Source organism: Streptomyces sp. NPDC005494 (assembly GCF_042872025.1).
Taxonomy (GTDB): domain Bacteria; phylum Actinomycetota; class Actinomycetes; order Streptomycetales; family Streptomycetaceae; genus Streptomyces.
Map to the genome: position 1 here is coordinate 258919 of NZ_JBIAJR010000004.1, position 21534 is coordinate 280452.

The 21534-nt window shown below is 71.3% G+C and carries 17 protein-coding genes and 1 pseudogene; 6 read left to right on the forward strand and 12 right to left on the reverse strand.

Annotated elements, in window-relative coordinates; translation table 11 throughout:
* Positions 1–436 precede the first annotated feature (436 nt).
* Positions 437–1813, forward strand: coding sequence for an acetamidase/formamidase family protein (locus ACFYQ6_RS14935; RefSeq protein ID WP_388763200.1), 1377 nt, complete (start codon positions 437–439; stop codon positions 1811–1813).
* A gap of 407 nt (positions 1814–2220) precedes the next feature.
* Positions 2221–2826: a DUF4396 domain-containing protein gene (locus ACFYQ6_RS14940; protein ID WP_388763202.1), complete on the forward strand. Its 606-nt coding sequence runs from the start codon at positions 2221–2223 to the stop codon at positions 2824–2826.
* Between the two features lie 251 nt (positions 2827–3077).
* Here ACFYQ6_RS14940 and ACFYQ6_RS14945 read toward each other — a convergent pair whose 3' ends face one another.
* From ACFYQ6_RS14945 to ACFYQ6_RS14980, 8 genes and pseudogenes are all read right to left on the reverse strand, one after another.
* Positions 3078–3677, reverse strand: a complete 600-nt coding sequence (locus tag ACFYQ6_RS14945; protein WP_361576231.1) for a DUF6058 family natural product biosynthesis protein — start codon at positions 3675–3677, stop codon at positions 3078–3080.
* Between the two features lie 594 nt (positions 3678–4271).
* Positions 4272–7073 (reverse strand): hypothetical protein, encoded by a 2802-nt coding sequence (locus ACFYQ6_RS14950; RefSeq protein WP_388763204.1) that lies wholly within the window; start codon positions 7071–7073, stop codon positions 4272–4274.
* Positions 7070–8182 carry an AAA family ATPase gene (locus ACFYQ6_RS14955; RefSeq protein WP_325745069.1) on the reverse strand — a complete coding sequence of 371 codons (1113 nt, stop codon included), beginning with the start codon at positions 8180–8182 and terminating at the stop codon, positions 7070–7072. Before ACFYQ6_RS14955 ends, ACFYQ6_RS14950 begins: the two co-directional genes overlap by 4 nt.
* A gap of 52 nt (positions 8183–8234) precedes the next feature.
* Entirely contained in the window at positions 8235–9908 is a 1674-nt protein-coding gene (locus tag ACFYQ6_RS14960; protein WP_388763207.1) for a VWA domain-containing protein, read from the reverse strand.
* Positions 9905–11299 (reverse strand): hypothetical protein, encoded by a 1395-nt coding sequence (locus ACFYQ6_RS14965; protein WP_388763209.1) that lies wholly within the window; start codon positions 11297–11299, stop codon positions 9905–9907. Before ACFYQ6_RS14965 ends, ACFYQ6_RS14960 begins: the two co-directional genes overlap by 4 nt.
* The gene (locus tag ACFYQ6_RS14970; protein WP_356743360.1) at positions 11299–11817 is read right to left on the reverse strand and encodes a hypothetical protein; all 519 of its coding nucleotides are present in this window, start codon (positions 11815–11817) and stop codon (positions 11299–11301) included. The genes ACFYQ6_RS14965 and ACFYQ6_RS14970 overlap by 1 nt, the downstream gene beginning before the upstream one ends.
* A gap of 433 nt (positions 11818–12250) precedes the next feature.
* Positions 12251–12346 (reverse strand): annotated as a pseudogene (locus tag ACFYQ6_RS14975) (IS5/IS1182 family transposase); the annotation flags it as partial.
* A gap of 8 nt (positions 12347–12354) precedes the next feature.
* Positions 12355–13113 (reverse strand): hypothetical protein, encoded by a 759-nt coding sequence (locus ACFYQ6_RS14980; RefSeq protein ID WP_361576217.1) that lies wholly within the window; start codon positions 13111–13113, stop codon positions 12355–12357.
* A gap of 412 nt (positions 13114–13525) precedes the next feature.
* Here ACFYQ6_RS14980 and ACFYQ6_RS14985 point away from each other — a divergent pair, with 412 nt between their 5' ends.
* Positions 13526–13708 carry a hypothetical protein gene (locus ACFYQ6_RS14985; RefSeq protein ID WP_388763211.1) on the forward strand — a complete coding sequence of 61 codons (183 nt, stop codon included), beginning with the start codon at positions 13526–13528 and terminating at the stop codon, positions 13706–13708.
* 235 nt (positions 13709–13943) lie between these two features.
* On the opposite strand, the gene ACFYQ6_RS14990 is transcribed toward ACFYQ6_RS14985, so the two are convergent.
* Together ACFYQ6_RS14990 and ACFYQ6_RS14995 are read right to left on the reverse strand one after the other, a co-directional pair.
* Positions 13944–14447 (reverse strand): methylated-DNA--[protein]-cysteine S-methyltransferase, encoded by a 504-nt coding sequence (locus tag ACFYQ6_RS14990; RefSeq protein WP_361576211.1) that lies wholly within the window; start codon positions 14445–14447, stop codon positions 13944–13946.
* A gap of 18 nt (positions 14448–14465) precedes the next feature.
* Positions 14466–15947, reverse strand: a complete 1482-nt coding sequence (locus ACFYQ6_RS14995; protein WP_388763213.1) for an AlkA N-terminal domain-containing protein — start codon at positions 15945–15947, stop codon at positions 14466–14468.
* A gap of 161 nt (positions 15948–16108) precedes the next feature.
* Here ACFYQ6_RS14995 and ACFYQ6_RS15000 point away from each other — a divergent pair, with 161 nt between their 5' ends.
* Both ACFYQ6_RS15000 and ACFYQ6_RS15005 read left to right on the forward strand, forming a co-directional pair.
* Positions 16109–16588 carry a Fur family transcriptional regulator gene (locus tag ACFYQ6_RS15000; RefSeq protein ID WP_361576484.1) on the forward strand — a complete coding sequence of 160 codons (480 nt, stop codon included), beginning with the start codon at positions 16109–16111 and terminating at the stop codon, positions 16586–16588.
* The gene (locus ACFYQ6_RS15005) at positions 16581–18050 is read left to right on the forward strand and encodes a catalase (protein WP_361576481.1); all 1470 of its coding nucleotides are present in this window, start codon (positions 16581–16583) and stop codon (positions 18048–18050) included. Before ACFYQ6_RS15000 ends, ACFYQ6_RS15005 begins: the two co-directional genes overlap by 8 nt.
* A gap of 216 nt (positions 18051–18266) precedes the next feature.
* On the opposite strand, the gene ACFYQ6_RS15010 is transcribed toward ACFYQ6_RS15005, so the two are convergent.
* A complete protein-coding gene (locus ACFYQ6_RS15010; RefSeq protein WP_361576205.1) occupies positions 18267–18644 on the reverse strand; it encodes an ankyrin repeat domain-containing protein in 378 nt (125 codons plus the stop codon).
* Between the two features lie 202 nt (positions 18645–18846).
* Here ACFYQ6_RS15010 and ACFYQ6_RS15015 point away from each other — a divergent pair, with 202 nt between their 5' ends.
* The gene (locus ACFYQ6_RS15015; RefSeq protein WP_388763215.1) at positions 18847–20385 is read left to right on the forward strand and encodes a sugar transferase; all 1539 of its coding nucleotides are present in this window, start codon (positions 18847–18849) and stop codon (positions 20383–20385) included.
* Between the two features lie 84 nt (positions 20386–20469).
* On the opposite strand, the gene ACFYQ6_RS15020 is transcribed toward ACFYQ6_RS15015, so the two are convergent.
* A complete protein-coding gene (locus tag ACFYQ6_RS15020; protein WP_361576199.1) occupies positions 20470–21453 on the reverse strand; it encodes a GDP-L-fucose synthase in 984 nt (327 codons plus the stop codon).
* Positions 21454–21534: the final 81 nt, after the last annotated feature.

A 21534-nucleotide genomic window follows, 5' to 3' on the forward strand; every position in this document is an offset into this window, starting at 1 on the left:
CCTCCCGGCCGTGGCGGTGGGTCTCCCGGCCGTGTCGGTGGTTCACGGGCATGACGGTGGTACGCGGGCGCGGTGACGTGCGCGGGCACGGCAGGGGCACCCGGCCCGGGTGTGGTACGCGGGCACGGCAGTGGCACGCGGGCGTGGCGCAGCTGCTCGGAGCAGTTGCTCGTGGCCGGCTGCTCGACGCCGAGCGACGTATACACGGGAGCCGTGCCGTCGCAGGGCCGTCCCTGGGCCGGGAACGGGTCGTGCAGGTGCAGCGGTGCGGGGGCGGGGGGGGACCGCAGGCCGCCCGTTCCGTCGGCAGGATCCCCGTTACCGGGCGGAATTCGAGCGGAGCGCTCCTCGTAACACCCGCCCCGTAGACCAGGCACAACATCGTTCCGGCAAGTACCGGAGCCGGGACGGCACGGTGTTCTGGAGGTAGTTGCGCGTGGCTGATGTGACCGGCGAACTTCATGGTCTGCACGAGCAGTTGAAGGACCGGCTGGGCCGGCGTGGTCTGCTGCGGGCCGCGGCGGGCGCGGGCGCACTGACCGCCGCCGCCACGCTCGCGGCACAGGGCCGGGCATCGGCGGCACCTTCGAAGGGTCCGCACGTCTCCTATCCGGGGCAGATACTCCAGCCGGGCAAGGGCCCGGTGCACGGGCGCCACTATCTGCGCGCCGACGCGGACGAGGTGCGCTGGGGATACGTACCGTCGCGCGGCAGTGAGCCCGTGCTCCGGATGCGCTCCGGGGAGACGCTCACCGTGGACACGCTCTCGCACGAGGGCCTGCTGGAGGACCAGGGCCGCGATCCGCTCGCCTACTTCCGTTCCCAGGGCGTGCCCGCCGACCGGGTACTCCGTGACGCGGTGGCGGTGGCCCGCGACTACGCCCGCACCGCGCGGAACTTCGACGTGGACGGCCCGCACGTGGTGATCGGCCCCGTCGCGGTCGAGGGCGCCGAGCCCGGTGACGTCCTGAAGGTGGAGCCGTTGTCGCTGCTCCCCCGCGTGCCGTACGGCGTGATCTCGAGCCGGCACGGGAAGGGCGCGCTGGCCCGCCGCGCGGACGGCGGGGCCCCGGACGGCGTCACGGCGGCCGAGGTCATGCCACCGCTGGAGTCGGACGGCAGGGCGTCGGGTGACCCGGAGAAGTACGGCAACGTCTCCGTCTTCACACCGGTGGAGCGGAGCGCACAGGGCGCGCAGGCAGTGCTGCCCGTCGGCCGGAAGGGGAAGGTACGGTTCCCGCTCGCCCCGCACATGGGAATGATGGGTGTCGCCTTCGCCGAGGCGGGCTCTGCGACCGACCCGCTGCTGAACTCGATCCCGCCGACCCTGGGCGGCGGCAACATCGACATCCGTCACCTGGGAGAGGGCTCGGCCTTCTACCTCCCTGTCTTCGCGGAGGGGGCGCTCTTCTACCTGGGCGACCCGCACCTCGCGATGGGCAACGGGGAGGCCGCGCTCACCGCGCTGGAGGGTTCGCTCCGCGCGACCTTCCGGCTGACCGTGTGCAAGCCGGGCAGCGGGGACGCCCCGTCGGTCGCCCACCGCTATCCGTTCGGCGAGACGAAGGACACCTGGATTCCCGTCGGCCTCTCCGACCCCGACGGCTCGGCGTCGGGAAATCTGGGCGACCTGGACGTGGCGATGCGCCGCGCGGTGGTGAACGCATTGGACTTCCTCCAGGACGACCTGGGCATGGACCGCTCGACGGCCTACGCCTATCTGTCGGCGGCGGCGGACTTCGAGGTCTCGCAGGTGGTGGACCGCACCACGGGGGTGCACGGCGTGATCAGCAAGGCCCACTTCCGCGACTGATGCCGCGCCGGGCCGGGCCGCCCGGACGCCGGTGCGGGGCATTCCGTACCGCATCGGCGCCGCGTGGCCCGGAAGCCGCGCCGGGGGGTGAGCCCGGAGCCCTGCTCAGGCGACGGGAACTCGTGCCCGGGCGGCGGGAACTCGTGCCTGGGCGGCGGGAACTCGTGCCTGGGCGGCGGGAACTCGTGCCTGGGCGGCGGGAACTCGTGCTCCGGCCGCGCCGCCCAGGCCACCCCTTCCGCGAATCCCGTCGCCCGGCCGCCTATGGCTACACGGCCCGGCGCCCGGCGGGGAAAACACGGCCGCGCGTCAGCCGAAACACGAGAGGGAATACCCCTGGGGGGTATATGGTTCCGAAGTGAGAAGGGCTCGCGACGGGCCACACGGACGGGAACGGGGAAGCGGCCATGGACGACAGCACGCGTCACACCGGCAACGCACACCACCACGACCACGACGCAGGGCACGAAAACGCGGGACACCGTACAAGCCACAGCACCGGACACCACCACCCTGGACACCGCACGGGCCCCGGCGCCGGAGGCGACCAGACGGGGCACCGTACGAGCCACAGCGCCGGGGCCTCGTGGGCAACCGCGGCGAAAGCCACGCTGCACTGCCTGACCGGCTGCGCCATCGGCGAGATCCTCGGCATGGTCATCGGCACCGCCCTGATGTGGGGCAACGTGTCCACCATGATCCTGGCGATCTCCCTGGCCTTCGTGTTCGGTTACTCGTTCACCCTCTTCGCGGTCCGCCGCGCCGGGCTGGGCCTCAAGGCCGCCGTCAAGGTCGCGCTCGCGGCGGACACCGTCTCCATCGCCGTGATGGAACTCGTCGACAACGGCATCATCGCCCTCGTCCCCGGCGCGATGGACGCCGAGTTGTCGGACGGCCTCTTCTGGTCGGCGCTGCTGGGCGGTTTCGCGGTCGCCTTCCTGATCACCACACCGGTCAACAAGTGGATGATCGGCCGCGGCAAAGGCCACGCCGTGGTCCACGCCCACCACTGACCACGGAACCCCCGTACGCGGCGCCGATCGCGCAGTGGTGGCGAGCCCTGTCGGTCGTCGTCCCCCAGCAGAAGGCCCGGACCGGGCATCCCGGTCGTACGGCCGGGGGCCCGGGGCGCACCCCGCGCGCTCGGCCCTCGCAATTGCGCCCTGGTCCGCGTGACACGGGTAGCGCGCCGCGTGACGGCCGTGCGGGCGACGTCTGAGGTTCATGCCGGGGGCGCCGAGGCGGCATGCTCCGGGGGGCCTGGTCAGGGGCGCGGGAAGCGTGCGCGCATCGCGACGACGCAGGCGTCCCGTGAGGTGGGACCACCGAAGCGCAGGCGGTCGTACTCGGTGAACGCCGGCTCCAGCGCGTCGAGTTCGTCGATCAGGTGGTGCAGACGCGCCGACCACTGCGCCGATCCGGCGTCCGGCTCGTCCGGCGCGGTCGTGATCGCAGCCGTCAGGTGGTCCTTGCGCCGGATCGTGGCAGGGGTCACCGAGTGGAGGCAGACGTACTGTCCGCTGAGGTAGGCGTCCCATTCGTCCCGGCCGGCGGCCGGGTCGGTCCAGTGGGCGGTGAACCACGCTTCGAGCCTCTCCGGTCCGCCCGCTTCGGCGGCGAGCGCGAAGAGGTCGGCGGGCACCATCTCGCGACCGTCGGAGCGCAGGTATCCGGGAAGTGGCAGGAGCCGCTCCAGCATCAGCCGGCGGACCTCTTCCACGTCGTGGCCCTCGGCCGCGCACAGGTCCTCCAGCGCGACGAACTGCGTATCGACGTAGGCGTCGTCCGCGTCGGTCATCGGATGGTCTCCGTTGACCGCGCGGAACCTCTCGGCAAGGCGCTGTTTCAGGTCTGTCCCCGGCATGCTCGGCCCTTCGCTGTCGCCCGCGCGGGCGTCTCCCACGCGACTCCCGGCACGCTACGGGCCCGGTGGTTCGGTATCGGCCGAAGTGTGCGTGCGCCGGCCCGGCAGGGCGCATCCATCGCAGGGCGGGCAGGCCCGGCGGGGCGAATCCGTTACTGGGTGGCCGGCCCCGGCAGGCTGCATCCATCACAGAGCGGGCAACCCCGGCAGGGCGCATCCATCACAGAGCGGCCAGGCCCGGCGGGGCGCATGCGTCACCGGGCGGGCGGCCCCGGCGGGGCGCATGCGTCACCGAGCGGGCAGGCCCGGCCACATGCTCCCCGCACTGGCCGGGGCCGCCTGGTCACGTACCCGTCCGGGGCGGAAGGGCCCGCGCAGGCGTTCCGCACGGTGCTCGCGCGGAACGCCTGCGCCTGCGCCGGCCGCACGGTGCTCGCGCGGAACGCCCCCGCGCCCGCCGTACGTCACAGCACGGGGCCACCGGCGCCCGCCGTGCCTCAGCGCGGGGGGGCCATCGGCGCTCCCGTCTGAGTCTGCGCCGGGCCGTCGGCGCTGACCGGTGCGTGAGACCCACACCGGCAGGGCCTCCACACGTCAGACTCCCGCCAGCAGGGCCTCCAGTGCCTCGGCGGTCTCGGGGTGGCGGGCGGTGAGCAGCGATCCGGTGGGAGCTGCTGTCTCCGTCTCCCAGGGGTCCTCACAGCCCAGCAGCTCCGCCAGGCTGTCGCACGTCTCCGGGTGGGCGGCGAGCAGCACGGCGCGGCCTGCCGCGCCGCCGTCCGTCGCCGCTGGGAGAGCGGGGGCTTCCGGGGCGGCCTGCCACGGGGGCACCCAGGCGTCCAGTGCGGCGAGCCGGCCCGGGAAGACGCGTCCGGCCTCACGGATCAGCAGAGGGGCCAGATCGGCTCCCTCGGAGCGCAGCGTGGTGATGAGCTTCGGCAGCCATGGCAGCAGCACCGGGTCGGGCAGCCGCGCGAAGGCGTTCGACACCGCCTCCACCACGAAGTCGGCCAGTTGCGGCACCGGCTCCAGGGCGTGCAGGAACCCGCTGAGGTAGCGCGGATAGGCGGGTACCACCAAGGGGTTGTCCAGCAGCGCGTCGCACCGCTCCCGCAGCTCGGCGCGGGAGAGCTGCCCGAGGTGCACCCGCGCCGCCCAGAGGAGCGCCACCCTCGACGGTTCCTGGGGATGCGACTGCGCGAAGGCCAGGTCCAGCTGGGTCCGGTCGCAGCCGAGCGAGAGCGCCAGGCTCTCCATGCTGAAGAGGAAGCCCAGCATCGCGGCGACCTGGCGTACGGTCGCGTCCTCGTCGGTGAACGCCGTGGGCAGGAGCGTGCAGTAGTGCGCGTAGCCCGTCTTGGCGAAGGTCTCGATCCAGGACGGCAGCTCCGGCCGGCTGATGCGGTAGTACGCCAGGAGCCGTCGCACCCGGCGCAGCACCTCGGGCGCACCGTCGACGCTGCGCTCGGTGGCCAGCACCTCCAGGGCCCGGGTGCCCAGCTCGTCGGCCAGCCGGCCGCCGCGCAGATGGAGCTCGGCGTCCTCGACCGCTTCGAGGACCTGCGCCGTGGTGGCGTTCGGGGCGTACGCCACGCGACGCAGCCGCTGTTCGAGGACCTGCTCGACGCTGACGCCTTCGTAACCGAGCTCGATCAGCGCCCGCTGGTGGGTGCCCAGCGCGAGGTCCCAGGACTCCTGCACCGACTGCTTGCCGAGCTCCCGCTCCCCCATGATGGGCCGTGCGGCCCCGTGCGGCATCAGGCGGCGCAGCATCCAGAGCAGGTCGGAGCACCGGCGCAGCTCCTGCCTGGAGGCCAGGTCCAGCAACGCCCGCTGCACGCCCCGCTGCTGGAGTTTGAGATTCAGCGGAGCGAGCCGGTCGTGCACGTCGCGGGCCAGGGGCGGCAGCGCGTCGTAACCGACCTGGCCGACCCGGTCACCGCCCATCAGGATCTCGACGAGGCGGCGCACGTCGCGCCGGCCCGGAACGGTCTCCTTCTCGATGCAGGTGACCGCCGCGTCCTGGAAGTCGTACGGGGTCGGCCTCGCGCGGTCGCGCATGCCCGCCAGCAGGATCGAGGTCTCGAACACGGCGATGGCGTCGGCGGTCGAGGCGAGGTAGCCGTTGCGGCGGGCGGAACGGACGATCTCCACGGACCAGCCGAGGAGTTCGGCCTCGTCCAGGCGGTCGAGGGCCGGCGGGCTCTGCAGGAATCCGGAGAGCTTGTCGGAAGGCGCCTCGGGGGCCGTGGGGGTGGCCTGAACGGCGGACTTCTTGGCCCCGGCCGTCTTCCTGGCGCCCGCCTGGCCCGCCAGCCGGTACGGCTTCACCCGGGTGCGTTTGAGGTTCTTCGCCCATTGGGTTGCCGCGATCGACACGGACCCGGCGGCCAGGCCGAACTGCGCCTCGATCGCCGAGTGGCTGGAGGGGATGAGCCCGTACTGCCAGGTGCTCTCGCTCGGCGGGGTGATCTCGAAGGAACCGCTGCCGTGGACACCGAACTCCTCCACACGGCTGGAGGCGTGGAACGCTCCGCAGACGTAGAGGCAGTCCTGCGGGTCGGTGCCCGTCGCGGCGAGGTGCTCGCGCATCCGGGTCCACATGTGACGCTCGCGGTCCTCGTCGACACGGAGCCGGTCGGCGTCGCCAGGGGCCAGGCGGCGGAAGAGGCTGCCGATCAGGAGCATGACCTGGCGGTAGGTGTCGTGGTCGCTGTCGCCGAGCGGCAGTTCGACGTACTGGTGCCACCACTCCGACCAGTGGCGCACGCGGCCGTGGTGCAGGAGGTGCTCCTCCAGTTCGGCGAAGCGGGGACGCAGATCGCCGATCTCCACTCCGACGGCGTCACCGTGCAGCGCCGCCTCCTCCTCGGCGGGCGGTGTGTCCTGGTCCGCGGCATCGGCCCGGCCCGCCGCCTGCCACTGGAACACGTGGTCCGAGGAGCGGTCCACGAGCACCAGTTCCACGCCCGGGGTGTCCAGGGCGTAGGCGATGGCCTGGTACTCGGCCGAGGCCTCCGTGATCGGGGCGACGACCGAGAGGGGCGCCCACTCCGCGGGGAAGCCCTTGACCTCGCTCGCGAACGCCTGGACCGCCACCGGGAGACGGCAGTTCCTGAGCTCCGTCAGGAGCGGTGCCATGTCCTCGCACAGCTCCAGATAGACGACCTTCGGCTGCTTCTCACGCAGCCGCCGCGCCATGGCGACCGCCGAGGCGGGCGAGTGGTGGCAGACGGGGAAGATCTCCAGGGGTTCGCGCACGGCGCGGTCGACGTCGTCCACGATGCCGAGCAGGATGCCCTGCAGCGCGTCCGGACCGTCGGCGAATTCGGATGCCGCGCCCTGGAGTTGCCCTCGCAGCGCCTCGAACGCCGTGCTCCCGTCCACGCCGCTCATGACAGGGTGGCGATCGCGTCACGACCGCCCTCCAGGAACTCCGGCCAGGAGCCGCCCTCTTCCTTGCTGCGCGGCTCGACGACGCCGTGCAGGTACTTGTTGAGGATGGCGAGGTCCTCGGGCTCGCGCCGTGCCAGCGACCCCACGAGGGACGAGGCGAGGGTGCGGGCGGTCAGCGCGCTCTCACCGAAGAAGTTGCTGTGCAGGATCGCGTCCTCCAGGACGCCGATCTGCTCGGCGCTGGACAGTGCGGACTCCAGCTTCTCGTCGTCGCTGCCGGCCGCGGCGGCGGAGGCACGGAGATCGGCGAAGCTCTGCAGCAGGACGTCCAGCAGGGTCGGCGGCACGTCCAGCTCGATCTGGTGGCGGCGCAGCAGCTCCTCGGTGCGGAAGCGGACGATCTCGGCCTCGCTCTTCTTGTTCGTCACCACCGGGATGCGGACGAAGTTGAAGCGCCGCTTGAGCGCTGAGGACAGGTCGTTGACGCCACGGTCACGGCTGTTGGCCGTCGCGATGACGGAGAAGCCGGGCTTGGCGAACACGATGTTGTCGCTGTCCATCTCCGGGACCGAGATGTACTTCTCGGAGAGGATCGAGATCAGCGCGTCCTGGACGTCGCTGGTGGAGCGGGTGAGCTCCTCGAACCGGCCGATCGCGCCGGTCTCCATCGCGGTCATGATCGGCGAGGGGATCATCGACTCCCGCGACTGCCCCTTGGAGATCACCATGGACACGTTCCAGGAGTACTTGATGTGGTCCTCGGTGGTGCCCGCCGTGCCCTGCACCACCAGGGTGCTGTTGCGGGAGATGGCGGCGGAGAGCAGCTCGGCCAGCCAGCTCTTGCCCGTACCGGGGTCGCCGATGAGGAGCAGGCCGCGGTCGGAGGCGAGTGTGACGATGGAACGCTCGACGAAGCTGCGGTCGCCGTACCACTTCTGGGAGATCTCCCGGTCGAGGCCGTCCGAGCGCTCGGATCCCAGGATGAACAGCCGGACCATCTTGGGCGACAGGCGCCAGGAGAAGGGCTTGGGGCCGTCGTCGACCGATTCGAGCCAGTCCAGCTCCTCGGCGTACTTGATCTCGGCGGGGGCGCGCAACAGGTCGGACATGTCTGTGAGCCTTTCTGAGTATGGGGGTTGACTGCACCGGGGCCGAGAGGCTTCAGGTGAGGAAGGTCTTGAGCTCGTGGACGAGCTTGCGGATGTGGCCGGAGAGCACCGGCGTCCCCTGGTCCTTGAAGCGCTCCCGGAACCACGGGTTGACGCTGGCGCGGCCGGAGCTGGTCACCGAACCGACCGGAATGAACTTGGCGCCGGAGCGGTGGATGGCGGCCATGCTCTCGAAGAGCGGCTCGGTCTGCCATTCGTAGAAGTCCGATATCCACACGACGACGGTGTTGCGGGGCTCGGCGATCTTCGGCTGGGCCAGCGCCATGGCGACCGTGCCGTCGGTGCCCCCTCCGAGGTTGGTGCGCAGCAGGGTCTCGAACGGGTCGTGCACCCATGGTGTGAGATCGAGGGCCTGGGTGTCGTACGCGATGAGGTGGACGTCCACCTTGGGCAGCCCCGCGAAGATCGAGGCGAGAATGGTGCAGTTGACCATCGAGTCCACCATGGAGCCCGACTGGTCGACGACCACGATCAGCCGCTGGGGTGTGGTCTTGCGCGCGGTGTGGCGGTAGAAGAGGCGGTCGACGTAGAGCCGCTCCTCCTCCGGGCTCCAGTTGGTGAGGTTCTTCCAGATGGTGCGGTCGAGGTCCAGGTTGCGGAAGACCCGCTTGGGCGGGACGGAGCGGTCCAGAGCGCCGACGGTCGACTTCTCCACCTGGGTGCGCAGCACCTCGGCGACCTCGTCGACGAAGCGGCGGATCAACGCCTTGGCGTTGGCCAGGGCCACGCCGGACAGGTTGTCCTTGTCACGCAGCAGCTGCTCGATCAGCGACATGCTCGGGGTCAGCTGACCCGCCAGCTGCGGATCGGCCAGCACCTCGCGCAGCCGCATCCGCTTGACGAGCCCGGCCTCGATGGCGCCGAGCTCCGGTCCGATCTCGGGAATCAGCCGGCTGAGGTCGGGTGTCCGGCCGTCACCGCCGGTGCCGGTCGGGCTGACGCCGGCGCCTGCGGAGCGCCCGCCGCGCAGCTCGCCGGGCTTGCAGCCGAGCGCCCGCTCCAGCCAGCCGGCGTCGGACTGCCATCGGGAGAGCTGGCCCGCGGTGACGGTGCCCGGCGGGGAGTGGAAGACGTTAAGCAGCACCTTCGACACGAGCGCGGCGCGCCGCACCTCGGCGGCCTTGTCGCGTGCGTCGGCGCCGGCGCCCTCGTGCGCACCCGGCTTCGGACTCTTGTCCCGGGCCGAGTCGGCGCTTTCGTCAGCCTCCGCGTCCGGAGCGGGGTCGGCGCTCTCCTCGACCTCCGCCGGAGCTGAGTCGGCGCTCTCGTCGGCCTCCGCGCCCGGAGCGGGGTCGGCGCTCTCCTCGACCTCCGCCGGAGCTGAGTCGGCGCTCTCGTCGGCCTCCGCGCCCGGAGCCGGATCGACAGTGTCATCGACCTCCGTGCCCGGACCACGAGTCTCCTGCGCTGCCGCTTCCGGCACCATCAGACCCTCGAACTCCGCGGCAAGTCCGGGGTGGCGCTGCACCACCGAGTCGACGGACGTCTTCGGGTCCAGGAGCGCCGTCGGAAGCCCGATGTCCTGGACGACGGCGAGGCTCGCCGACTCCAGGGCCGCCTGCTCCTCGTGGTCGAAGAGCTGGGCCAGGAGGCGCCAGTACATGACCTGGCGGCGGTTGTCGTGCGAGGTCTGCCCGGGGACGCCGGGGCTCTGCTGTCCGGTCATTTCCGCAACAGCCTTCCCGCGCGCTCGCTCAGCACCTTCGCGGCGTCCGTGGCGGCCTTCTCGGCCCGGACTCCTGCCTTGTCGGCCGTCCCCCCGGCCCAGGCCCCCGCGTGCACCGCGGTCACCTTCTTCCGCACCGTGGTCTCGACGGCGAGCGGCTGCACACCGAACGTGCCCGCGTCCCAGCGGACCAGCGCGATGCACGCGCTCGACCTGGCGACGCTCTCGGGTGTGAGCGGCCCCGCGGCAGGGATGCGGTCGGTGTCGACGGGCAGTTCGAGCCCTGCGATCGTGAAGGTGACTGCGCCGTCGTCGTCCGTGCGGGCGGTGTAGCCCTCGAGGAAGACGGGTACGGCGATGCGCGCGGGATGCCGGTCCAGAGGCGCGGTCGCCGCTGCGACCGCCGAGGGCAGGGCCACACGGGCGGTCGCGAACGCCTCCGCCGGCTCGCCGGGACGCGCGTGGTCGTCGCTCCAGACGAGGTCGCCCTCCGCAGTGACCGGCATGCCCGTGAGCTGCATCGACCGGCCTTCGCCCGCGGCTGCCAGCAAGGACAAGTGCGGTCGCAGCAGTTGCCAGATCCCGGCTCCGACGACCGTGTCCGGCTTCGGCACCGACACACTGGCCCGCACGAGGCGGGGCGCGGAGCCGTCCGCCGGCTCCAGAACCGCGTGCACCTGAGCCTGTGCGGCGGTCGCGTGCTCCTGTACGTCGATACCGAGGGGCAGCAGACGGCCGTCGGCGGTCCCGGCGACCGGGGCGACCGCCGCTCCGGGCAACGTCAGCAGCATGCCTCGCGACCAGAGGTCCGCCCAGCGGCGCACCGGAAAGCGCTCCGCCGACGCGCCGGGGCAGGAAGCGGCGAGCTCGGCCGCGAAGCCGTCGAGGAGTGCCGCGAGGCGGCGCAGGGAGGGGTCCGGGAGCATCGCGGAGACGACCTCCGCCGCTCCGGAGACCACCTCGTGGTCGATCCCCTGCCATCCGCAGCGCGCCAGATCGGACAGCCAGGCCCGGGCCGCAGTCAGCAGATTCGCCGCCGGCCGGCCGGCGGACGCCACCGGAGCGGCCTCGCCACCGCGTGAGCGGCCCACAGCCTCCTCGATCCGGGTCAGCAACGCGTCGTGGACCGAGCCGAGCAGCGCCGTGCGCCCGGCGGCCAGGGCCACGAAGTGGTCCTCACCCGCCGCTCCGGCCGCGGCCTTTCCGGCCGCCTCGGCGACCCGGCCGGCCAGAGGTGTACCGGCCAGCGCCTGAGCCAGTACCGTGGGGCCGGCGGGCTCGGCGGCTTGAGCACGCAGCAGACCGGCGACGAGCGCGTGGTCGAAGGCGTCGACGGCGGCGAGCGCCTCGTCCAGCCCTTCGACGGGCTCGGCGAACAGGTCGGCGCGCATCACGCCACCGCCCTGGTGGGCGGGAAGAAGTGCATCTCGGGCAACGGCGCGGTGACCGGGCCGTGTTCGAGGTAGGCCAGGTGCCGCAGGAACCGGCTGAAGACGGAGGCGGCGGCCTTCGTCTCGTCCATCTGCGGCCGGGTGCTCCGCATGGCCGACGCCAGCACTGCCCCGTCCACCTCCCCCTCCGGGACCTCTGCCTTCAGGTAGCGGACGACGCGCTCGGCGCCGTACTGGAGGACCGACTCGTTGATCAGGGCCCCGATGTGGTTGCAGAACGATCCCCGCGCGCCGCCGCAGGGACGGTTGTTGTTGGTGCTGCAGGCGAACGCGTAGCTCCCGGCGGCGACCGAGGACACGTAGACGCGCCCGATGTCCGAACCACTCGACACCACACCCTGCAGACGTCCGTCGGCCAGCTCGACGAACGGCACCTTGGCGAGCTTGCGCGACCGCGCGGGTGGTATCACCCGGGCCGTGCTCGACCTCTCCCAATCCGACAACGTGCCATCTCCCATGCACAACGAAGGGGTTGTCCCCGCCGGACCGGCGGAACACTGATCAACCTACGTGGGCCCACTGACAACGCCGTCATGACAGGGGAGAAGCGTTTCGGCTACGACAGCCCGGTGACCCGCGTGGTGATGTTCAGCCTGTCCGAGGCCGGCCCGGTGGCGGGGTCGCAGGTGCCCTCGTGCTCCTTGGACAGGGGACGGGCACAGCAGAGCCCCGCCTCTCACGTGGGGAAACGGGACTCACGAGCCGCACGGCGGGTATGCGGGCCTCAGCCGCGGGCTCACCGTGCGCTGCTGCGCGAGCGGCACCTCACGGGCTTGCGGGACGTCAGAGAGCGGGAGCCTGCTCCTCGTCCTGACGTCGGTGACGGACCGTTTCGGCCGCCAGCCGGTCGGCGGCGTCGCAGGGTAACGACGAACGCAAGCGGGCGGCAGCGAGGTGGATCTTGGTAGTCAGCCCGCCGCGGGACCGGCCGAGGGCATGGTCGACCGGCTCGCCGGCTGCGTAGCCGTGATCACAGCAGGCACGGCTGCATGGTTTCAAACACCACCCCTCGCCGTTGGGGATTGCTGGGCGGGTCCAGGCGCCAGCGCGGTGGCCACCCGAGCCAAGCGGTCAACTGGCAGGGCGAAGAGGTTGGTGGGGTTGCGGAAGGAGTACTCGCCATCGTTCACGGAGAGTCCGTGCCCGGCTACCGTCCAGCGCGCTGGGCCGGACGCCCCTTGATCCTCCAGTAGAGCAGAGGCGAGGGTCTCGGGATCATCCACGATCATGCGGGCGCTGAGCGCATCCGCCAGGCGACCAACAGCGTCGTCGGGGACTGCATCGTCGCCGAACGCAGGCAGCAGGAGCAACAGTCGGGAGTGGGGATCGGTGGTGCTGCCGCCGGGCAGCATGTTGTCCGCAGCTGCCACGAGTTCGGGCCAGGACAGACCTGGACCCATGAAGTGCCCGTCATCCCGGGCGAGGATCTCGGCCTGGCCCCAGTCGGGGTGGTGGAGGAGGTAGTCAGTTCCGGTGTCGTCCGCGATAGTCCGGTAGACCACGTGAAGACGGTGATCAGCAGCGAGCGGCACCGTGAACGCCGGCCACTCGGCCCGTTCCCAGAGCCGTCGCTGGAAGTCGCCCGCTGCGTCATGGTCCGCGCCGAACAACAACTCCTCGGTCTCCTCGCTCTGGATACACGAGGAGAGGTGCCCCAGCCAGAAGAGCGGCTCGTCCAGGAGCCTGACCTGGTACGTGAGGGGACCACCGTCGTAACCCGCTATCCGGGCAGGCCGCAGCTCTGCACTGTTCATGAGAGGACATCATGCCGCCCTGTCTCCGCGCCCTTGAGGCAGGGCGGCGCACCAGCCGATCTTTGCGGGACAGCAGCCCTCAGGTGTTACGTCCAGGCTTCAAGTCCGAGACGCGAACTGGTAATATGAGGGTGCCGCATCTGAAGTTCGGTACATCCCCTGACAGCTGATCACCGAACCTTCTCACGCTGAGTATTGAGATCCACTTCGAGCTCTGTATCGCAACGCGCAGCCGCAACGGAACTCTGTTCCGGACACGCCACCACGGGCGGACCCCACGTGGACGCCTCCACGCAGGAGGCCGTCAAGCTTGCAGTCGTTCGACCGCAACGGAGTATGCCCTTTCCAGGGCCTCCGTCGTGTAGGCGAAGGGTCCGTTTCGTTGTCCATCTCTCTTGTTGACGTTCTTGCCATGTCTCCGTACGCGTTCGCCGCGGTGATCATCATCGCGTTTCTGGCATTCCTTGCCCGCTGCGGCACGCTCATCTGGGTGCTCCACCTCAGCGTTCGCAACACCAGGAGTGTCGACCGTGCCGACATCGTCAACGCAGTCGGCGACACCATGAAGTCGTTCGATTTCTTCCGCAGGAAGTAACGCTCCGAGCCCTCGCGACGACCGGTCGCGGGGGCAAGCTTCCTCAGTCGACAACAGTGCGTACGGCGTCAGGCCGGCGGGGCAGCGATGGCGGACACGGCGTTCGCGGGAACACCGTCAAACGGGCTCTGTGCGAACGGTCGGTCATACGCCCGGTGTTGCATCGCTGCGGGGCGGGGCGGCCGGTTGCCGTTGTCGCCGATGCCCTACGCGGCTCGGCACCGCGCGGCGCCGTCTACGGACGCTTCTGCTCCAGCTCCAGCAACTGCCGCTTGCGGTCGATCCCCCCGGCGTATCCGGACAGCGCGCCGCTCGCACCGATCACGCGGTGGCAGGGGCGCACGACCAGCAGCGGGTTGGCGCCGATCGCGGTGCCGACCGAACGCACGGCGGCGCGCGACGCGCCGATCCGCGCCGCGACCTCCCCGTAGCTGAGGGTCGTGCCGTACGGGATGGCCTCCAGGGCCGCCCACACGCGCCGCTGGAAATCGGTGCCCCGTCCGACGGCGTACTCGATGCCGAAGCTCGTCCTGTTCCCGTCGAAGTACGCGCGCAGTTCCGCGGCGACCTCGGTGAAGGCCCCGGCGTTCTCGGTCCAGTCGTCCTGGACCGTCGCGCCGCCCTTCTGGCCGGGTACGGAGAGTGAGGCGAGGGCGGTGCCCCCCGGCGCGGTGGCGGACTCCTCGCCGACCAGCAGCAGCTCCCCGAGCGGGCTGTCCATCGTGGTCCAGTAGGTCATCTTCCCGTCCTCCATCGTTCAGATCAGTCCCGCCGCTGCGGTGCGGCGCCGGTCCGTCGCCGCGCTCCAGAAGTGGTGCACGGCGTACGTCCGCCAGGGCCGCCAGTCCTCGGCATCCACCGCATCGGCACCCGCCTGCCGCATCCCCGCGCGGACGGCGACGTCATCGGCCGGCAGCACGTCCGGGTCGCCCAGCGCCCGCATGCGAACATATCCGGCCGTCCAGGCACCGACGCCGCGCAGGCCGAGCAGTTGCCTCTCGGCCCGGTCGCGGTCCGCGCCCGGGTCGAGGCAGATCCGGCCGTCCGCGAGCGCCGCGGCGACACCGCGCAGGGCGGACCGCCGTGAGTCCGGCAGCTCGAGCTCCTGAAGGCCCGCTCCTGCCAGGGCGCCGGATTCCGGGAACGTGTGGGTGAGGGTGCCGTCAGGAGTCCTGAGCGGGGTGCCGTAGGCCGCCACCAGCGCGGCTCCCAGCCGCCGCCCGGCGGAGACGGAGACCTGCCGGCCGAGTACCGCCCGGACGGTCAGTTCGTGGGGGTCGACGGCCCCGGGGGCACGCAGCCCGGGCCTGAGGGCGACCAGCGGGGCCAGGGCGGGGTGCGCGCCGAGTCGCTCCGCGACCGCGTGCGGGTCGGCGTCGAGGTCGAAGAGGCGGCGCACGCGCTGGGTGGCGGTCGTCAGGTCGCGCAGGTCGCTCAGATGCAGTCTGCATTCCAGCCAGCCGTCGCCGGTCCTCTCGCCGACCTCCGCGACGCCGGTGCCATGGGGGAGGCGCAGGGTACGCCGGTACGTACGCCCGCCCCGGTCGCCGGTCATCTCCTCGACACCGGCGACGGCGTGGGTTGCGAGCTGGTCGAAGACCTCAGCGGCGGCGTACGGGCCCCGGTGGGCGAGCCTCAGCGGCACTCCCCCGGCCCTGTCGGCGACCCGGCGCGGCGCGCGGCCGGTCCGGGCGGCGCGCAGCTCGCCCGGGGTGAGGGCGTAGATCTCCCGCACCGTGTCGTTGAACTGCCGCACGCTGGCGAAGCCCGCGGCGAACGCGATCTCGGCAGCCTGCAGCGTCGTGGTCTGCAGCAGGATCCGTGCGGTGTGTGCCCGCTGCGCACGGGCGAGGGCGATCGGACCCGCGCCGACCTCGGCGTTCAGCTGGCGCTGCACCTGCCGGGCGCTGTAGCCGAGGTGCGAGGCCAGCCCGGCCACGCCCTCGCGGTCGACGACTCCGTCGCCGATCAGCCGCATGGCCCGGCCCACCAGGTCCGCGCGGGCGTTCCAGCCGGCGGAGCCGGGGACGGCGTCCGGGCGGCAGCGCCGGCAGGCACGGAATCCGCTGCCCTGTGCGGCGGCGGCGGTGGGATAGAAGGCCACGTTCTGCCGCTTGGGTGTGGTGGCCGGGCAGCTCGGGCGGCAGTAGATCCCGGTCGTCGACACGGCGAAGAAGAACTCGCCGTCGAACCGGGCATCGCGGCTGCACACCGCCTCGTACCTGCTGTCGTCGCTCATCACGCTTCAAGAGTGCGGCATGACGGAGGGCCGCGCTGGCGGGAATCGGACATGGCTGCCGGCCCGTCCCGCCGGGCCGTCGCCCGCCGCGTCCATCGGCGGCGGGAGGCCTTTACGTGGCACTGATTGGAATCATTCCAGAAAAGTGCTTCACTGCGGAGGTGATCGAAACCGAGGCCAGGACTCTCCTGCGCGGAGCGTCGTTGCGGGTGACCCGACCCAGGGTCGCCGTGCTGTCGGCGATCCACGAGGCCCCCCACGCCGATGTCAGTACCCTCCTCACCCTGGTACGGACACGCATCGGCGCGGTCTCGACCCAAGCGGTCTACGACGTGCTCAAGACGCTCGTCGACGCCGGGCTGGCGCGACGGATCGACCTGCCGAATTCCCCGGCACGGTACGAGGGACAGACCTGGGACGACCATCAGCACGTGGTCTGCCGCTCGTGCGGCACGATCGCCGACGTCGATGCGCCCCCGGCCGCCCCGCGGCTCGACACGCGACACGATCACGGGTTCACGATCGACCACGTGGAGGTGACGTACTGGGGTCTGTGCCCGGTGTGTCGGACCGAACGTGGTCAGCGGGAACCGGAGCCGGTGCACGCAAGTTCTCACACTGAGGAGCAGGAAGATTTCTGACAACTTGAAGCCGCTGACCACTGCCGCCGGCGCACCTGTCGCGAACAACGAGAACGCCGTCACCGCCGGCCCGCGCGGCCCGATGCTCCTCCAGGACGTCTGGTTCCTGGAGAAACTGGCCCACTTCAGCCGCGAGGTCATCCCCGAGCGCCGTATGCACGCCAAGGGATCGGGTGCCTTCGGCACCTTCACGGTGACGCAGGACATCACCCGCTACTCCAGGGCCGCGCTCTTCTCCGAGGTCGGCAAGCAGACCGAGCTCTTCGCCCGCTTCTCGACCGTGGCCGGTGAGCGCGGCGCGGCGGACGCGGAGCGCGACATCCGCGGTTTCGCCCTCCGCTTCTACACGGAGGAGGGCAACTGGGACGTCGTCGGCAACAACACGCCGGTCTTCTTCCACCGGGACCCCCACCACTTCCCCGACCTCAACCGCGCCGTGAAGCGCGACCCGCGCACGAACCTGCGCTCCCCGGAGAACAACTGGGACTTCTGGACCAACCTCCCCGAGGCGCTGCACCAGATCACCATCGTGATGTCGGACCGTGGCATCCCCGACGGTTACCGCCACATGCACGGCTTCGGCTCGCACACCTACTCGTTCATCAACGAGAGCAACGAGCGCTTCTGGGTGAAGTTCCACTTCCGCACGCAGCAGGGCATCAAGAACCTGACGGACGAGGAGGCCGCCGCGATCGTCGCGGCCGACCGCGAGTCCTCGCAGGCGGACCTGTTCGACGCGATCGAGCGCGGCGACCACCCGAAGTGGACCTTCTACATCCAGGTGATGCCGGAGGCCGACGCGGCGACGTACCGCTACCACCCCTTCGACCTCACCAAGGTCTGGTCGAAGAAGGACTACCCGCTCATCGAGGTCGGCGAGCTCGAGCTCAACCGCAACCCGGAGAACTACTTCGCGGACGTGGAGCAGGCGGCCTTCACCCCGGCCAACCTGGTCCCCGGTGTCGGCGCGTCGCCCGACCGCATGCTCCAGGGCCGGCTGTTCTCGTACGGTGACGCGGCCCGCTACCGCGTCGGGGTCAACCACCACCAGATTCCGGTCAATCAGCCGCGCGGCGCGAAGAACGTCAACACCTACCACCGCGACGGCCAGTTGCGCGTGGACGGCAACCAGGGCGCCGTGCCGGGCTACACCCCGAACAGCTACGGCCGCTGGGCGGAGCAGCCGCAGTTCGCCGAGCCGGGTCTGGCGCTCGACGGTGGCGCCGACCGGTTCGACTACCGCGAGGACGACGACAACTACTTCGAGCAGCCGGGCAACCTGTTCCGGCAGATGACCCCGGACGAGCAGGACGCCCTGTTCGGCAACACCGCCCGGGCCATCGACGGTGCCTCGCAGGCCACGATCGAGCGGCACATCCACCACTGCACGCAGGCCGACCCGGCCTACGGCGAGGGTGTCCGCAAGGCGATCGCGGCTCTCCAGGCAGCCAAGCAGGGCTGATCCCGAAGCTGTACACGAGGGGCCCCGGACGCCACACGGTCGTCCGGGGCCCCTCGGCCGCGCGGTGCGTGCAGGCAGCCACGACGGCCAACACCGCGGGGCAGCCGGGACGGCCACGACGGCAGCACGGCGGGGCAGCCGCGAAGCAGCCGTGACGGCCACGACAGCACCGCTCCTCGCGCCGGCCACGACGGCACCGCTCGGTGCCCGTGACGCCTACGGCAGCAGCGCCGTCCTCCCGAACATCTGGGCCGTGGCCCGCGCGCTGGGGGTCCCCGCGTCCAGGTCGGCGCCCGCCGCGACGAGCGCGGAGACGATCTCGTCCTCGCCCTTGAACAGGGCGCCGGCCACCGGGGACTGGTCCCGGCCGTTGCGCAGATCGACGTCGGCACCGCGCGCGACGAGCGCCCGTACCGTCTCCGTGCGTCCGTGGTACGCGGCGAGCATCAGCGCCGTGTTGCCCTCGGGGTCCTGGACGTCGAGCGGCAGCCCGTGGTCGAAGAACTCCAGGAGCTCCTCCGAGCGGCCCTGCCTGGCCAGATCCATCACGATCGCGACGAGTTGGCCGGTCTGTTCCTCGGAAAGCGGTTCCATGACTCCACTCTAGGTGTGCCCTCCTCCGGCGGGCCGGGTGGCGCGACGCAGATCACTACGTCCGAGCTGTCTGAACTTCACGGGAACTCCAGCGAAATGGCACGTGTGTGGATATCGTGCACCGAGCGAGGGCGCATCCGTCAGTCCATGGGATCGGCGGATGCGTCCCGTTTGTGGGGATGCAACTGTGGCTGGGGGGTTCATGGGGCATGTCGAAATACCTGAAACGGATATATCCGGGCCCGCTGGGATCGTGGAAGCACCACGACCGCGTACCGGCGGGTCCCGGAACCGCACGGTGGCTCCGGAGCATGTGTGGAGACCACCGACGACCGTGGAGCGCGACCACACGGAGAGACCGCGGGCGAGGAAGAGGCCCGATCCGCGTGTACCGCTGCTCGTCCTGACCGATCTGCTGGGACTGGGAGTTCCGGCCTGGCTCGCGCTGCGGGCCGGGGACCAGCCGGGCCCTCTCGTCACGGCGGCGTCGGCCGCCCTCGTATGGGCCGGTGTACGCGCTGCGCGCGGCCGGTACGCCCACCGGCCGCCGGGGGAAGCGGCCGGGGCCGCCCTGGGCTCGTTCGGCGACTGGCTGGCGCTCCTCGGGATGCTGGCCGTGCTGGTGGCGCTGACGGGCGGAGGGCTCGACCCGGCCGCAGGCGTCGTGGCGCTGACACCAGGGCTGCTGGTCGCCGTACTCGTGGGGGTGGTGGGCCGACGTCGGTCCACAGCGGGGCGGCGGGTCCTGGTGGTCGGCGGGGCCGCCGGGCTGGACCGGGCGGTGAATCTGCTCAACTCCCGCACGGATCACCCGTTCAAGGCCGTGGCCGTGGTCCCGGTGGGGCCGGCGGCACCCGACTGCGGCACCCCGGTGCCGGGGCGGCTCGCGCCCGAACCCGCCGACGACGACGTGTCCACGGTGCTGGGCAGCGCCTTCGCCCACGACGCGGATCTGGTACTCGTCGCGCCGGGGCCGCAACTGGACGACGACCGGCTGCGCCGGCTCGCGTGGGGTCTGCACGACAGCGGGCTCGCGCTCTGCGTGCTCACGGAGCTGACCGGCGTCGCGGCGTCCCGGGTCCGGCCCGTCGCCGCCGCGGGCCTGACGCTGCTGCACGTGACACCGCCGCTGCGCCGGGGAGCGCAGGCCGCGCTCAAGACCGTGGTGGACCGGGCGGGCGCGGCGCTCGGGCTGCTTCTGCTCGCCCCGCTGTTCTTCGCGGTGGCGCTGGCCGTGCGGCTGTCGTCACCCGGCCCCGTCTTCCACCGCCAGATCCGGCACGGGCAGCACAACACACCCTTCACCATGTGGAAGTTCCGCACGATGGTGGCGGACGCGGAGGCCCGCAGGGAGCAGCTCTCGGCAGTGAACGAGAGCGAGGGCCCGATGTTCAAGATGCGCCGCGACCCGAGGGTGACCCGGATCGGCCATGCGCTGCGCCGGACGTCCGTGGACGAGCTGCCGCAGCTCCTCAACGTGCTGCGGGGTGACATGTCCCTGGTAGGCCCACGTCCTCCGCTGCCGGAGGAGGTGTCCCGTTACGACGAGCGGGAGCTGAGGAGGCTCGCGGTCCGCCCGGGGCTGACCGGCCTGTGGCAGGTCAGCGGGCGTTCCGACCTGTCGTGGCAGGAGACGGTCTCGCTCGACCTCTGGTACGTCGACAACTGGTCGGTGGCCACGGACATGGGTCTGCTCGCCCGCACGGTCCGCGCCGTCACCGACGGCCGCGGGGCGTACTGAGACGTGACAGGGGGACACGAGGGGGATCGCGTGGGGGGTCGTGTGCACGCATTCAGGACGTACCGCAGCCGTGGGGGCGAAGGTTCAGCGGCCGGTGGCGTGTGCGCCGAGCCACCAGGCGTAGGTGCGGGCGATGCCGTCCCGCAGGGAGATCTGCGGCTTGAAGCCGAGGGAGGACAGCCTGGACACGTCGAGGAGCTTGCGCGGGGTGCCGTCGGGCTTCGAGGTGTCCCACACGATCAGGCCCTGATACTCCGTCACCGCGCGTACCGTCTCGGCAAGTTCACGGATGGTGAGGTCCTCACCGCAGCCGACGTTGACCGGCTCGTCGCCGTCGTAGGACTCCAGCAGCCGCACGCACGCCGCGGCGAGGTCGTCGACGTGGAGGAATTCGCGCCGGGGGCTGCCGGACCCCCACAGGGTGACCTCCTCTGCCCCGTCCCGCTTCGCCTCGTGGAACCGGCGGATCAGGGCGGGCAGGACGTGCGAGGTCTCCAGGTCGAAGTTGTCGCCGGGGCCGTAGAGGTTGGTGGGCATGGCGCTGATGTACGAGGCGCCGTGCTGCCGGCGGTAGGACTGGACCTGCACGATTCCGGCGATCTTGGCGAGCGCGTACGCCTCGTTGGTGGGTTCGAGCGGGCCGGTGAGCAGCGCGTCCTCGGGGATCGGCTGCGGTGCGTGCTTGGGGTAGATGCACGAGGAGCCGAGGAAGAGCAGCCGCTGGACCCCCGCGGCGTGCGCGCCGGAGATCACGGCGAGCTGGATGCGGAGGTTGTCCTCGAGGAACTGCACCGGGTAGGTGCTGTTGGCCATGATGCCGCCCACCTTGGCGGCGGCCAGCACGACGGCGTCCGGGCGGGCGTCGCGCAGGAAGGCCGCGGTGGACTCCGCGTCACGCAGGTCGAGTTCGTCCCGGCCGCGGGTGAGCACCTCGTGACCGTCGGCGGAGAGGCGGCGCACCAGCGCCGAGCCGACGAGTCCGCGGTGGCCCGCGACGAATATGCGGGAGCCCGGGAGCAGCAGGGGCCGGACGGATTCCTGGGAAGGGCCGGGGATGGCAGGCGTCATGGCTCGGATTCTGCCAGCAGCACGGGGGCCGGGTGACCCTTTGCCTCATTCCGCTCAGATCCAGATATTTCGGTGAACGAA